Source organism: Marinagarivorans cellulosilyticus (assembly GCF_021655555.1).
Taxonomy (GTDB): Bacteria; Pseudomonadota; Gammaproteobacteria; order Pseudomonadales; family Cellvibrionaceae; genus Marinagarivorans; species Marinagarivorans cellulosilyticus.
Window position 1 is genome coordinate 1,183,392 of record NZ_AP023086.1, and the last position, 14,425, is coordinate 1,197,816.

13 protein-coding genes are annotated in these 14,425 nt (G+C 48.0%); 11 read left to right on the plus strand and 2 right to left on the minus strand.

Annotation, left to right across the window (positions count from 1 at the left end):
• Positions 1–4: 4 nt before the first annotated feature.
• From MARGE09_RS04710 to MARGE09_RS04750, 9 genes are all read left to right on the plus strand, one after another.
• Positions 5–967, plus strand: coding sequence for a MucB/RseB C-terminal domain-containing protein (locus MARGE09_RS04710; protein ID WP_236986200.1), 963 nt, complete (start codon positions 5–7; stop codon positions 965–967).
• A complete protein-coding gene (locus MARGE09_RS04715; RefSeq protein ID WP_236986201.1) occupies positions 968–1,465 on the plus strand; it encodes a SoxR reducing system RseC family protein in 498 nt (165 codons plus the stop codon).
• Positions 1,466–1,584: 119 nt separating this feature from the next.
• Positions 1,585–3,384, plus strand: coding sequence for a translation elongation factor 4 (gene lepA / locus MARGE09_RS04720; protein ID WP_236986202.1), 1,800 nt, complete (start codon positions 1,585–1,587; stop codon positions 3,382–3,384).
• Positions 3,385–3,396: 12 nt separating this feature from the next.
• The gene (gene lepB, locus MARGE09_RS04725) at positions 3,397–4,194 is read left to right on the plus strand and encodes a signal peptidase I (protein WP_236986203.1); all 798 of its coding nucleotides are present in this window, start codon (positions 3,397–3,399) and stop codon (positions 4,192–4,194) included.
• A 69-nt stretch (positions 4,195–4,263) separates the two neighbouring features.
• Positions 4,264–4,701 (plus strand): DUF4845 domain-containing protein, encoded by a 438-nt coding sequence (locus tag MARGE09_RS04730; RefSeq protein ID WP_236986204.1) that lies wholly within the window; start codon positions 4,264–4,266, stop codon positions 4,699–4,701.
• The gene (gene rnc / locus MARGE09_RS04735; RefSeq protein ID WP_255711854.1) at positions 4,688–5,371 is read left to right on the plus strand and encodes a ribonuclease III; all 684 of its coding nucleotides are present in this window, start codon (positions 4,688–4,690) and stop codon (positions 5,369–5,371) included. The genes MARGE09_RS04730 and rnc overlap by 14 nt, the downstream gene beginning before the upstream one ends.
• Positions 5,364–6,272 (plus strand): GTPase Era, encoded by a 909-nt coding sequence (gene era, locus MARGE09_RS04740; protein ID WP_236986206.1) that lies wholly within the window; start codon positions 5,364–5,366, stop codon positions 6,270–6,272. The genes rnc and era overlap by 8 nt, the downstream gene beginning before the upstream one ends.
• A 2-nt stretch (positions 6,273–6,274) precedes the next feature.
• Positions 6,275–7,003: a DNA repair protein RecO gene (gene recO / locus MARGE09_RS04745; RefSeq protein WP_236986207.1), complete on the plus strand. Its 729-nt coding sequence runs from the start codon at positions 6,275–6,277 to the stop codon at positions 7,001–7,003.
• A gap of 17 nt (positions 7,004–7,020) precedes the next feature.
• On the plus strand, positions 7,021–7,758 hold the full coding sequence (locus MARGE09_RS04750; RefSeq protein WP_236986208.1) for a dienelactone hydrolase family protein: 738 nt from the start codon (positions 7,021–7,023) through the stop codon (positions 7,756–7,758).
• A gap of 92 nt (positions 7,759–7,850) precedes the next feature.
• Here MARGE09_RS04750 and MARGE09_RS04755 read toward each other — a convergent pair whose 3' ends face one another.
• Both MARGE09_RS04755 and MARGE09_RS04760 read right to left on the minus strand, forming a co-directional pair.
• On the minus strand, positions 7,851–9,137 hold the full coding sequence (locus MARGE09_RS04755) for a DUF1552 domain-containing protein (RefSeq protein ID WP_236986209.1): 1,287 nt from the start codon (positions 9,135–9,137) through the stop codon (positions 7,851–7,853).
• 16 nt (positions 9,138–9,153) lie between these two features.
• Complete coding sequence (locus tag MARGE09_RS04760; RefSeq protein ID WP_236986210.1) at positions 9,154–11,736, minus strand: DUF1592 domain-containing protein; 2,583 nt, start codon at positions 11,734–11,736, stop codon at positions 9,154–9,156.
• Positions 11,737–12,056: 320 nt separating this feature from the next.
• Here MARGE09_RS04760 and aroC point away from each other — a divergent pair, with 320 nt between their 5' ends.
• Both aroC and MARGE09_RS04770 read left to right on the plus strand, forming a co-directional pair.
• On the plus strand, positions 12,057–13,157 hold the full coding sequence (aroC, locus tag MARGE09_RS04765) for a chorismate synthase (RefSeq protein WP_236986211.1): 1,101 nt from the start codon (positions 12,057–12,059) through the stop codon (positions 13,155–13,157).
• Positions 13,154–14,320, plus strand: a complete 1,167-nt coding sequence (locus MARGE09_RS04770) for an MFS transporter (RefSeq protein ID WP_236986212.1) — start codon at positions 13,154–13,156, stop codon at positions 14,318–14,320. The genes aroC and MARGE09_RS04770 overlap by 4 nt, the downstream gene beginning before the upstream one ends.
• Positions 14,321–14,425: the final 105 nt, after the last annotated feature.

Sequence of the window (14,425 nt, forward strand, 5' to 3'; positions counted from 1 at the left end):
ATTGATGATAAATGTAACAGCGCGCGCGGGCCGACATATTGCGGCTTCGCTATTATCTTTAGTGTTATGCGGCTCAGGAGGGCTAGCATACGCTGCAGAAGGCGCGCAAAGTCCCTCTCATACCAGCGCCGAGCAACAATTATTGGCTATGGCGCACGCTCTTGATGAGCAAAGTTATCAGGGTACGCTTACCTATGAATTTGGTGGACCTTTGGAAACTTTGGCTTTTGAGCGTTTAGTGCAAGAGCAAGGTACCCAAGAGCGCATCCGTCACCTTAGTGGCCGCCCTCGCGATTTTTCTCGCAGTTTGCCTAGCAATTACTGCGGCAATGCCGCCATGCGTTTGTTTGCCGAAGAGGGTAATACGCCCTTTGAGCGCTTAGGATTGCATTACGATTTCCAAAACGTTGGTGAAAACAGAGTTGCCGATCGAATCGTTGATATTGTAAAAATTACGCCTAAAGATACTCACCGTTACGGTTTTACCTTAGGTATTGATCGAGAGTCACACCTGCCTTTAATGCTAACGTTAACGGGCGAGCGCGGGCAGGTGCTCGAGCGCTTTCAGTTTGTTGAGTTGACGCTCGGTCCTATCGAAAAAACAACGCCTGTAGGGGACGCCTCACAGCGGCTCGCTTTTACGAAAGCGGCGTGCTCTGCACCAGAATCCTGGCAAGGTTGGCGTCCGCAGTGGCTTCCTGCGGGTTTTGTGGCAGCACGGGTAGATGTTAATGATGACCAAACGGTAATGAGTTTTACAGATGGCTTGGCGTCAATATCAATATTTGTTTCTCCTATTGAGCGCGTGTCCGGTGCTGTGGGGGTTGTTCAGCGTGGCGCGACAGTAGCGGCTATGACGATGGTTGCTTTGAACCAGCATTCTTTTAAAGTCTCTGTGGTTGGAGAAGTCCCGCCGGCGATTGCGCGCAAAGTGGCTTCTTCTGTTGCTTATCAGGCGGGCCCTTAAGTGAGTGAGCGTTGGATTACAGAACGTGCCCGTGTGCTTACTGCGGATGCGGACGGTTTATCGTTGTGGGTGGCCGCAGACAAAGCTAGCGCTTGTGGTAGCTGTAAAGCTAAATCGGGCTGCGGCACCTCTATGCTTGCAAAGCTAGGGGCAAACCAAGTGGCAGTTAGAGCGCTGCTATCACCAGAATTAGCGTCGCAGACCTTTCGCGAGGGGCAAGATGTCGATCTCGCGGTTGATCGCAATGCGTTTGTTAAGGTGGCTTTGGTGATGTATTTAATTCCGTTGCTTGGCTTGATTAGCGGTGTGTTATTGGCACCTATTGTTAGTGCTAACGCCGGTGATGGGGTTGTTGCCACAGCTGCGCTGGTTGGCTTGTTCTTTGGCGGCTGGGTGGCTAATCGCATATTGTACCGCTGGCGAAACGACGAGCGTCTGCAACCGCTAGTTTTGCGTTCGAGCTTATCGCTTGATGAAGCTGTTGTGCACCTTACCTAAATCCCAACTCAGGCTAATGGTATTCATGGCATGAGCCTCTTAAATGAGATAGACTGCGCGCAATTTTCACCACCATTTCGGTGGTGTTCACCGTTTTTTCGAAGCAGGTTTTAATCTCAGTGACCGACTTAAGTCATATTCGTAATTTCTCGATCATTGCCCATATTGATCACGGTAAATCAACCATTGCCGACCGTTTTATCCAGCATTGTGGCGGCTTAACTGAGCGTGAGATGAACGTTCAGGTTTTAGACTCTATGGATATAGAGCGCGAACGCGGCATTACTATTAAGGCTCAAAGCGTCACGCTGCACTACAAAGCCCGAAACGGCAATATCTACCAACTTAACTTTATTGATACTCCCGGTCACGTTGATTTCTCTTATGAAGTTTCGCGCTCTTTGGCTGCGTGTGAAGGTGCGCTGTTGGTCGTGGATGCCGCGCAAGGTGTAGAGGCGCAGTCAGTTGCAAACTGCTATACCGCAATCGAGCAAAACCTCGAAGTGATCCCCGTGTTAAACAAAATGGACCTTCCGCAGGCCAATCCAGAAGCCGTAGCAGACGAAATCGAAAGCATCATTGGAATTGATGCTACTGATGCCGTGCGCTGTTCGGCCAAGAGTGGTTTGGGGATTGAAGATGTATTAGAGGTCTTGGTCACTTCTGTGCCACCACCGCAAGGTGATGTCGATGCACCGTTGCAGGCGCTTATTATTGACTCGTGGTTTGATAGTTACTTGGGTGTTGTTTCGCTTGTGCGGGTTAAGCAGGGCACCATTAAAGTTAAAGATAAAATCGTTTCCAAGACCATCGGTAAGTCACAAGTGGTTGATAGCGTTGGTGTTTTTACGCCGAAGCGACACGAAACCGGTGTGCTGCATGCAGGCGAGGTAGGTTTTATTGTTGCAGGCATTAAAGATATTCATGGCGCGCCAGTTGGGGATACCATCACCCATGCATCATCCCCAGATGTTAGTGCGTTGCCTGGATTTCAAAAGGTTAAGCCGCAGGTTTATGCGGGCTTATTCCCAGTAAGCTCGGACGATTATGAGAATTTCCGTGATGCTCTTTCTAAGCTAACGCTAAATGATGCCTCATTATTTTATGAGCCAGAAAGCTCAGATGCCTTGGGTTTTGGTTTTCGATGTGGCTTTTTGGGTATGCTCCATATGGAGATTATCCAAGAGCGTCTAGAGCGGGAGTACGATCTCGATCTGATTACAACGGCACCGACGGTTGTGTTTGAGGTGGAGTGTAATAACGGTGATGTGATTTACGTTGACAACCCATCAAAGCTGCCTGATTTGGGTACGATTAATGAGATGCGCGAGCCTATTGTGCAGGCTAACATCCTTGTCCCACAAACCTATTTAGGTGCTGTTATAACGCTGTGTATAGAAAAGCGCGGTATGCAGAAAGATATTCAGTATTTAGGGGCTCAGGTTCAAGTGGTCTACGAGCTGCCCATGAATGAAGTAGTTTTGGATTTCTTTGATCGCTTAAAGTCTGTCAGCCGAGGATATGCTTCGTTGGATTATAGCTTTCAGCGCTTTCAGGTCGCCAGCTTGGTGAGACTGGACGTGTTAATTAATAGCGAAAAAGTAGATGCCCTCGCATTAATTGTGCACCGTGATAAAGCGCATCAAAAAGGCCGAGCGTTGGCAGACAAAATGAAAGAGCTGATTCCACGCCAAATGTTCGATGTGGCGATACAAGCCGCTATTGGTGGCCAGGTGGTCGCGCGAACAACCGTTAAGGCATTGCGCAAAAACGTTACGGCTAAGTGTTATGGCGGTGATATTACGCGTAAGAAAAAACTATTAGAAAAACAAAAAGCCGGTAAAAAGCGTATGAAGCAAGTAGGGCGTGTGGAAATCCCTCAGGATGCGTTCTTGGCTGTGCTTAAAGTCGATAGCTAAAAGGGTCGTATTATGGATATAGATTTACCCCTCATTTTAATGGTCGCCGTTACTGTAACGGGTGTGATCTGGTTGTTGGATATCTTTGTCTTTGCGCGTAAACGTGAAAAGGAAGCTCGGGAGCCTGCGCTTGTAGAGTACTCAAAGTCTTTTTTTCCTGTTTTATTTTTGGTTTTCTTTTTGCGCTCCTTCTTGGTAGAACCGTTTCAAATTCCCTCTGGCTCGATGATCCCTACATTGCAAGTCGGCGATTATATTGCGGTGAATAAGTTTTCCTATGGTGTACGTATGCCTGTTTTTAGGACAAAGCTTTTTAATGTAACAGAGCCTAAGCGCGGTGATGTTGTGGTCTTTTTCCCGCCGAATGAGGATCGCTATTTCATTAAGCGCTTAGTGGGATTACCCGGCGATAAAATTCGCTATGTGAATCACGAACTCTTCATCAATGGTGAAAAGCAGCAGTACGACGAGCTAACGGCTGAAGAGTTCGCCGATATACCAGGCTCTAAAGAGGAAAAATTGTGCAGTTATCGTGGTGATGTTCTCAAAGTGGTTAAGGAAACGCTTGGTGAAAAAGTGCACAATGTGCAAAAATGCACTCAACCATCAAGCTTGAGCATTAACGGTAGTTGGGTTGTTCCTGAAGGTCATTATTTTATGATGGGGGATAACCGAGATAATAGTCGAGATAGCCGTGTTTGGGGGGCTGTACCGGAGAAAAACTTAGTCGGTAAAGCCTTTGCTGTTTGGATGCATTGGCCTGAACTTGCCAGTTTGCCTAGCTTCAGCCGTAGTGGTGCAATTCAGTAATTGTGCTTTTAAATGAATGCACTGCGGCACACAATAATAATGATTGTATTTTGAATGAGTAGGTCAGTGATGAATAACAAATCAAATCGATTACACCAATCACCCTTTAAACAGTCGGGCTACTCTGCTGCAGGTATTATTTTTGCGCTGTTACTGGCTACACTGTTATTTAAAGTCGCCTATGTTGTGGCGCCAGCTTATTACGATAATTACCTTGTGGTTGAAGGCCTAGAGGCGCTGGCAGAACGTCACCCTGATGATCTTAAAGATATTCGCAAAAGTGAAGTTAGTTCAGAGTTGAGCAAATATTACAGCCTTAACGGCGTGCGCAATGGTGTAATTACAAGTGCTTTAGAGGTCGAGCGTTTAAAAGAACGTACGATTATCAAAGTTGATTACGAAATTCGTACCAATTTTCTAGCTAATGCAGATATCGTTTTATCTTTTAAAAACCATTTAGATTCTTCAAAACCGGATGAATGTTGTACCCCGAGTGAAAAAAATTAATTTAGAACGACTGCAAAAAAGACTGGGCTATCAGTTTGTTGATGCCCAGTTACTACATACCGCCCTGACACACCGTAGTTTCTCTGCAAATCATAATGAGCGCCTAGAGTTCCTGGGCGACTCCATCTTAAATTTCACCATTGCTGAAGCTTTATTTGAGCGTTTTCCGCAGGCGCGGGAAGGGCAGCTGAGCCGTTTGCGTGCCCTGATGGTCAAAGGGGAAACCCTTGCTGAGATCGCGTTGGAATTTGATATCGGTAATAGCCTTAACCTTGGCGAAGGGGAATTGAAAAGCGGCGGGTTTCGGCGCGCGTCCATTCTTGCAGATGCCGTTGAGGCGATTATTGGTGCTGTTTATTTTGATGCCTCAATGGATGTGGTCAAGGGGTTGATTCTTACTTGGTTCGAGAAACGTTTAGCGTCGTTAAGCTTAGAGCTTAATTCAACCAAAGATGCTAAATCTATTTTGCAAGAGTGGCTACAAGGTAGAAAAAAAAACCTGCCGGCTTACGAGGTGATCAAAGTGGAAGGTGAACTTCACGACCAAGCATATACCGTAAGTTGTTCTGTTTCTGTGAGTAAAGAAGTGACGCACGGCACGGCGAGTAATCGCAAAGCAGCAGAAAAAATGGCAGCGCAAGCAATGTTAGAGGTACTTAAAATTGGATAGTGTCAGTTCGTTACCCGATACGCAATGTGGTTTTATTGCCATTGTCGGAAGGCCGAATGTTGGTAAGTCAACGCTGCTTAATCACTTGGTGAAGCAAAAAATTAGTATCACATCACGCAAGCCTCAAACAACTCGAACCAATGTCTTGGGTATTCGCACGGAAGATGATGTGCAGATGATTTTTGTTGATACGCCGGGTCAGCATCATAGCCAAGATAAAGCCATCAACCGCTACATGAACCGCGTTGCCTCTTCGGCGGCAATGGATGTGGATCTGGTGATCTTTGTTGTTGAGCGCGACATTTGGACTGACGAAGATACTATTGTTCTTGAGCGCCTAGCCGCCTCCAGCTGCCCCGTAATTGTTGCGGTGAATAAAGTTGATAAGGTCGATGATAAATCTGCATTAATGCCAACGTTTGCAGCCATTGCTGAAAAAATTGACGCGGCTGAAATTATTCCGGTTTCTGCTCTGAAAGAGCAGAACCTTGATGTGTTAGAGCAAGAAATTGTCAAACGCTTGCCTGCTTGTGAGCATATATTTCCTGAAGACCAAGTTACCGATAAAAGTATGCGGTTTATGGCAGCGGAAATTGTGCGGGAAAAGATTATTCGCCAGCTTGGTGCCGAGTTACCTTATCAGGTGGCGGTAGAGATCGAAGATTATGCGGATGAGGGCGATATCGTTCATATTAGTGCCGCCATTCTTACTGAGCGAGAGGGGCAAAAGCGTATAATTATTGGTGATAAAGGCGATAGAATTAAGAAAATTGGCATAGATGCACGTAAAGACTTAGAAGCAATGCTTGATGTTAAGGTGATGCTAAAGTTGTGGGTGAAAGTTATGTCGGGTTGGTCTGACAGTGCACGCGCTTTGCGCAGCCTAGGGCTGGATCAGTAATAGTGCGCATTGAGCTGCAGCCTGCTTTTTTACTGCACTCGCGAAAAATCAGTGATAGTCGTTTACTGGTTGATTTCTTAACGCGCGACTTTGGTGTGGTGGGTGCCATTGCGCGAGCCCCCAGTAAAAAAAAGTCTGCTTTTTCGGTATTTTGCCCAGCGCTGGTTTCTTGGGTGGGGGGCAAGCCGCTAAAAACTTTAACGGATTACGAGCTGGCACAGCATGGCCCCCCGGCAATGTTTGGCCATGCGTTATATTGCGGTTTTTATATTAATGAATTACTACAGCGTTTGATGCCGAAAGGTGAGTCCTGCCCTGCTGTGTACGATACCTACAAAAAAACACTCGGTCACCTAAACGCAATTTCACGGGCTGAGCCTAGCGGTAATGTGCTTATTCAAGTGGAGCCTTTATTGCGCGAACTTGAGTTGCTCGTCCTTGAGGAATTGGGGTATTTAGTAGATTTTAGTGCGGATGCTAATACTGGCGAGCCGCTTGAAAAAAATAAAAGTTATTATTTAGATATTCACTCGGGTTTTAGTGAGGCGGGTAATCCCGCGTGGCCTGTTTTTGATGGAGCGGTTATTGCTGCAATGGCCGAGCGAAATTTTACGGATAACCGACACCGTAGCGCGATGAAGCGAATGATGCGCATATTGCTATTGCCATTACTGGGTAGTAAACCGCTGAAAAGCCGAGAGTTATTTGCTGGACACTTAAACCACGCTTGATTTGTAGAGACGACTTAATGATTACTCAAAATGAATTTGTTCAACTGCCTACCCCTACTGGTCTTATGCAGGCTCAGGTTTTTCGCCCTGCTATTGAGGGGAAATTTCCATGTATTATTTTTTATTCTGAAATTTTCCAAATTACTGCACCGATTGCGCGCTCTGCCAATATTCTTGCTGGCTTGGGTTTTGTTGTTGTTGTACCTGAAGTTTTTCACGAGCTAAACCCTATGGGTACAGTGCTTGGGTACGATGATGCGGGTAAAGACAAAGGCAATAACGATAAATGGGCAAAGCCGCTAGAAGGGCATGATAGCGACACCCAGGCAATTGTTAACTTTGCGGCAGCTCAAGATTACTGCACTGGAAATGTTGGTGCGATGGGGGTTTGTATTGGTGGTCACCTTGCGTTCCGCGCTGCATTAAATCCAAGCATCAAGGCCGCTTTTTGTTTGTACCCTACCGATATTCACAGCGATACCTTGCCAAGTGCCCAAGGCAATAATTCCTTTGAGCGCACGCAAGATATTGCTGGTGAAGTCTATGTGGTATTTGGTAAGCAAGATCCGCACGTACCTTTAGAGGGGCGGCAAAAGTTGTATCAGCACTTTCAAACGGTTGGTTTGAATTACATTTGGCAAGAAGTTAATGCTCAGCATGCATTTATGCGCGATGAAGGTGAACGCTATGACCCTGCGTTAGCTTTAGAAATGTACCTAAAAGCGCAGCAATTTTTTCAGCGCACCCTTGCTTAGCTAGGGGGGGGGAGAGCTGGGCTCAATAAGCGAGCTTGCATAAAAAAACCACCTTTCGGTGGTTTTTTGCGTTATGTACTGGTGCTAAAAAGCTAAGCGACAATCCCGCTGATAGGGCCTGCACCGTTACCGTATTGCGGATAATCCGCTGCATCTAATGGAATGCCCAGCGCATCGGCAATGGTATCAAAGAGTGGATTCCAGAAGGCTCCACCCATGTTGATTGCTTGCCCGCCTTTAACCAAGCCACCAGCTAATACAACGGGCATGCGCGCGTTATCGTGGGCCGAGCCGTTGCCCATATCGCTGGTTAGGTAAATTAAAGTATTGTCGAGTAACGTGCGGCCATCGGTATCCGGTGCGGATGCCAATAAATTCATCAGATACACCATTTGCTCAGAAAACCAAGCGCGACCTTGCGGGTTCTTTAAGTGGTTGTTGTAGCCATGTTGTGCGTCATGCCAGGTGAAGCCTGTTGGCAATACTACATCGGCCTGAGAGTGGCCAAAGCTGAAAGTAGCTACGCGAGTTAAATCACACTTAAAAGCAAGCGCTATGAGATCCATGCTTAGGCGCGTTCGTAATTCTGTGGCTGCACCGGTTAAGGCATCGTTATCCAGTAGTTCGGTATCGGTAATAGCGCCATCCCAAAATGGTCGAGTGCAGGCTGCACCCCCGCTGGCTGAAGCTGCGCGTTGAATTCGCTCGCTCATCGCTTGAATGGAGTCCGCGTGTAGATCTAGGCGATCTCGCTGCGTGGCATTCATATCTTTTTTAAATTCATTCAGCATTTTTAGGTTTGCACCAAAAATGCCTTGTCGGCGTATGGTCGTCCAGTCGCGCTCGCCTTCGCCTAGGGCTTCCGGGAACATGCGGTCGTAAACTTTGACGGGGTTTAAATCAAAGGGGATACCATTACCGTTAATGCGTGACAAGCTGCCTTGTGGGTAGGCTGCTAAGTGTAATGATTTAAATGGTGTCTCTGCGCCAATGGTATTGGCCGCGTAAATATCGAGCGAGGTTTTTTTATCGTTCGCAATGCAGTAGTGGTGTGGCCCGTGGCCACCTTGGCCGTCGAGTCCGTCAATAAAAACACAGTGCTCACGTATGCCATTAATGCCCAGCGGTGCACTACCTTGTGGCAAGGTGAAATCGCTGCCTTCGCCTTTGGCATGCCAGTTATTGGGGTGGGCGCCATTGGTGATGTGGATAGTGATAAAGCGTTTTGGGGCTGGCCCTTCCTGAGCAAGTGCGCCGCGACTCCAGAGCATATTCGCCCCAAGTAACCCGCTGTTTAATGCCGCAGACGACAAGCCCATTTTAGCCGCGCTTTTAAAGAAAGAGCGACGGCTACCGATTGCAAATTGATGTTTTTTCATGAGTCTAGGCCTTCGCTTATCGGTTAAGTTCTTTGCGGTAGCGCACAAGCTTTAGTGCACCTAATTGCTTAAGAATTTCTTTAGGGTTGTTGTCCGCTGCAATCATGGCGGCGGTAATGTCGTCAATTGAGCAGCTGTAATCAGCATGTTCTTGCTCGGTGAGGGCGCCTAAATCTTCGTTGTCTTCATCGATAACTTCGTGCCCTGTGCCCATGGCAAAACGGAATAAGTTTTGTGCAAAGCAGTGCTTCGCGCTATCCAAATTGGCTAGTGAATGCGAAAGCTCTTTGGCGCCGTAAAAAGATAAGCTTGCGCCATCGCCAGCATAGCTTAAGCCAATCAGTTCGCCGCTGGCATCAACCATCAGACCGTTGCGGTCGATATCCTGATGACGGCCAATGGTGTCGAAATCTTCCATGCCAAAGCCCAGTGGGTTGATGATTTCTTTGTGGCAGGCTTGGCAGGAACCCTCTTTGGTGAGTTCGTGGTAGCGCTCGCGGTTAGTGATATGACCACCTTCCCACAAACTGGCTAGTTCAGCGGCTGCCGCCTCGCGATCTACAACAACACCAGGTGGTGGTGGTGGGATATCTTGGCACAATAGACGCTCGCGAACGGCTCCTGCGCGACGAATAGGTGAGGTCTCGTCGTTGTTGCCATAGGTCGTCATGAAAGCGCCGGTAGTAAGAATGCCACCGCGGTTTGCGCCGCCGTCAATCTTGGTAAATGCATTGCTGTTAGCACCGGTTAAACCGTAATAACTGGCTAGTGTTGCGTTGGCGAAGGTGTAATCAGCTGCAAAGAACTGATCAATCGCTTGGTTATCATCAAGTACAACATGAGTGAAAAGCTCGCGAACCTCCTGAACCATTGCTTGGCGAATTTCCTCGGTGAGCTCTGGGTATTTAGCGGGGTCTTTGGCTTCTCTTAGTGCGCCGTCGGTGCCTAACCATTGAGCAGCAAAATTGCCGAGATGTGCTTTGGCCCGTGGCGACTCAAGAAGGCGACCGACTTGTGCGGCAATTTGCGCTTCGGTATCGAGTTCGCTATTTTCTGCGGCTGCCATTAGCGCTGCGTCAGGTGTGCTGCCGGTATAGGTGTATGCAAGGTAGGTAGCGATTTCGTATGGGGTTAGTGCGTAGGCATCCAAATCTGGTGCGTTTTCTTGCAGCTTAGCTTCGCCGTAAGTCACGGTGTGAACTTCAAGGTAGGATTCATCATAATTTTGGCTGCGGATATCCAGTGCAATGCGCGTACCGTGGTGGCCGCTAATACCTGGGAAGTAAACCTTAATTGTGCGGTATTCGGCCCAATCAACAAGCACTTCATGAGAAAAACTATTTACTGCAACGGTCATTTTGGGCACGGTGCCGCCAATGGTGGTGCCTTTAACTTTGATTTCCATAAGCGTGCCGGCACCCGTGTAGGAAAGGTGCTTTTCAAGCTTGGCTTCTTGCCTATCGCGTGAGCGCACTTTCCAAGCGCCGTCTAAGTCGCCGGCTTCACCGAAGTTGTGCTGTAGGTCTGTTGCTTTAAGTTCGGTAGTGGTGCCAGTAAAGACATATTGACTGCCATCGTATTCGCCTTGTGATACGGCTATACCTTGCTCTGAGCGGTACAAAAACGCGGGAGATGAAAGCACGGCGGTGAGTGCCATTTCGATACCGTTGTTAATGTCGCCATCAATAAAGCCTTCACCAAACAGGCTAGATATTGCGGTGATTTCTTCGCGGTTTAGCGGGCGGCGGAAGGCTGTTTTAGCAAAACCTTGAGTAAAGGCCGCAGCGCATTGCTCGGATGTAGTGTTATCGCAATTAACGATGCCGTTAAATCCGCGGGCTTTTGACCAGGCTGCAATTTGCTCGGCAGCGATAAGGTAGCTATCAACGTGGACCTCGGTGACGCTTGCGCCCACGTTATTGCTAAAGCCGTGAATGTAGGTGTCATCTGGCAGGCTATTGCTGATCTCAAAATCAATGCCGACAAGATCCTCTATGGTGTTTTGGTATTCATCGCGGGTCAGTAGCTTGAGCTGGCGGGCGCCATAGGTGACGCGATCGTCACAGATGTTACCTTTATAGGTAAGTGTTGGTGTTGAGCTAGAGCTTTGCGTTGCCCAAGTATCAATATAGGCGGCAATGTCGGCGGCGCATTGCTCGTCGCAGCTGCCCGGGGCAAGTGGGTCTGGCATGTAGCGGTAAATGTATTCAGCCAGCGGCATATCGCCAAGGTCGTCTTTGCTGTAGTTGTAGCTGGATTTACCGGCCGTAATGATGGCGACTGGGCCATTGCCATCGTCGCTGTGGCAGCCGGTACAGTTTAGTTTTTCGTTTTTATAATTGTCGGTGTAATAAATACGACCACGACTTGCATCACCAACGGGGAAGCTCAGGGTTTGTTCTGATGAGCTAGCTGCACTGCTGGAGCTAGCGGGAAGGCTGCTGGAGCTATTATTGATCACAGAGCTAGAGCTGGCAGGAGCGCTGCTGACTTCACTAGAGCTAGAGATAGGTGTGGAGCTAGAACTGCCTTCTTCGGTGGTGGCAACACATGCACTAAGCAATGTAGCACTAAAAGCAAGTAGGAGTGGGCGATGCATTATGAACCCTCAAATAGGTGTAATCGATATCATTGCCCATTTTAAACCCAAAACTTATTGTTTTTTAGTACTGCAAAGTATTAATGATACGTTTGTTTGATGTTTTATGGATAATTGCGATTGGTCTCACAAAGTGGCGCATGCGTCCTTTTGACTGTGCGTATTCGGAGTGATTTGGGCGTGGAGGGCGTTGTTTGTCTAGTAGGATTATTCTGCCTGCGCATGGTTTGTGGTTATTGCGTATAATCGCGCCCCTGTTATTTATTCATTTCCAATGTATCGCGATGTTGGCAGGTTAGTGTCGACCAAGGTTTAAAATTATGTCCGGTAATACGATAGGTAAACTTTTTACAGTCACCACGTTTGGTGAAAGCCACGGCCTTGCATTGGGCGCAATTGTGGATGGCTGCCCTCCTGGGATAGAGCTGACAGAAACTGACTTGCAAATCGACCTAGACCGCCGTAAACCGGGCACTTCTCGCCATACCACTCAACGCCGCGAGCCTGATGAAGTAGAAATTTTGTCAGGTGTTTTTGAGGGCAAAACGACCGGCACCTCGATAGGCATGGTCATTCGCAATACGGATCAGCGCTCTAAAGATTACGGCAAAATTAGAGACCAATTTCGCCCGGCACACGCCGATTACACCTACCACCATAAATACGGGATTCGCGATTACCGTGGTGGTGGACGTTCTTCTGCCCGTGAAACGGCCATGCGTGTTGCCGCTGGCGCGCTCGCCAAAAAAGTACTTAAGGCGCAGTTTGGTGTTGAAGTTGCGGGTTACTTGAGTCAGTTGGGCCCCATTGCTGTTGAAAAAGTGGATTGGAGTGAGATTAACAACAACCCCTTCTTTTGCCCTGATGTGGACAAAGTGCCAGAGATGGAAGCCTACATGGATGCTTTGCGCAAAGAGGGTGACTCCATTGGTGCCAAAATAACGGTTGTGGCTAAAGGCGTGCCTGCCGGCTGGGGTGAGCCCGTCTTCGACCGTTTGGATGCTGACATTGCCCATGCATTAATGGGTATTAATGCAGTAAAAGGGGTTGAGGTAGGAGATGGCTTTGCCTCTGTCGCCCAGAAGGGGACAGAGCATCGTGATGAAATGACGCCCGAAGGTTTTTTAAGTAATCACGCGGGCGGTGTGCTGGGGGGGATATCCTCTGGGCAGGATATTGTTGCCCATATGGCATTAAAGCCCACATCCAGTTTGCGCCTACCTGGCCGCAGTGTTGATGTTGATGGCCAAGCGGCAGAAATTATTACTACCGGTCGTCACGACCCTTGTGTTGGCATTCGCGCAACACCGATTGCTGAAGCAATGCTGGCGATTATTTTACTGGATCACGCCTTGCGTCAGCGGGGACAAAACGGTGCCAATCCAGCTATTGCCCCTGTGGTGCCTGGCGCTATCGATTGATTTCCGGTACGCCTTATTGGCGTTTAAGTGCTGTCTATTTTGGCTACTTTGCCGTTATTGGCGGGATATCGCCTTATTGGAGTGCGTACCTCGATAATATCGGCTTTGCGCCTCATGTTATTGGTTTGCTTGCTGCTATTCCGATGATTACCCGTTTAATCGCGCCTTACGTTTGGGGGGTGATTGCCGATGCCACGGGCAGGCGCTTGTGGATCATTCGGGTGGGGGTGTTTGGTGCCTTAATCAGTTTTACGGCATTACTTTTTTCGCAGAATTTCTGGGTTTTGCTAATCGCTTCGTTCGTCTTTAGTTTTTTCTGGAATGCGGTATTGCCGCAGTTTGAAGGTTTAACCTTAAGTCATCTTGGAGAGCGTGCCCCGCTATACAGCCGTATTCGCTTGTGGGGTTCCATCGGTTTTATTGTAATGGTTCTGGCGCTAGGTATTTTATTTGATCAAGTGTCGATTAACTATTTACCTTTTTGTTTAATACTGGGGCTAATACTTGTCTCGTTCGTAAGCTGTACTCTACCCGACGCACCAAAAGTTGATCGGGGTTCTCAAAAAAGCTTGAGTATGCGGGCTGTGTTGCGCAAACCTACAGTTGCTGGTTTTTTTATTGCTGTGTTTTTGCTGCAAGCTAGTCATGGTGTGTATTACGGGTTTTATACGCTACATCTACAGGATTATGGCTATAGCCGCACTGTAATTAGCCTGTTGTGGAGTGTGGGTGTTATTGCCGAGATCGTACTCTTTGTGTTTGCTTCTCGGTTATTGGTTGCGGTGAGTTTAAAGCTCTGCTTATTAATGTGCTTTGCCGTGGCTGCAGTGCGCTGGCTTGTTATAGGTTTGTTTGCAGACCAAATCATACTGCTATTAATTGTGCAGTTGGGGCATGCCTTTACCTTTGGTTTGGTCCACGCTGTAGCGATGACGTTAGTGCGAAATTACTTCGGGGACGCTTTGCAGGGGCGTGGGCAAGCGCTATACAGTGCAGTCGGTTTTGGCGGCGGAGCAGCGGTGGGTACCTATGCGGCAGGTTGGCTTTGGCATTTGGGGGGAGGGATTACATTTATTGCCGCATCCTTTATGGCGATACTGGCTTTTGCGGTGGCGCTTTTCATGATGCCAGCTAATGCTTGCGAGTCAGAGACTTTAGCATAATTGCGTGACTTTCGGCGAGTTGTGAATATTTCACGCTTGTGCAGAAAATGTCCAATAATTGGCGTATACTTCGTCTTCTATCTAAAATACCCGTGCAGTGTAATT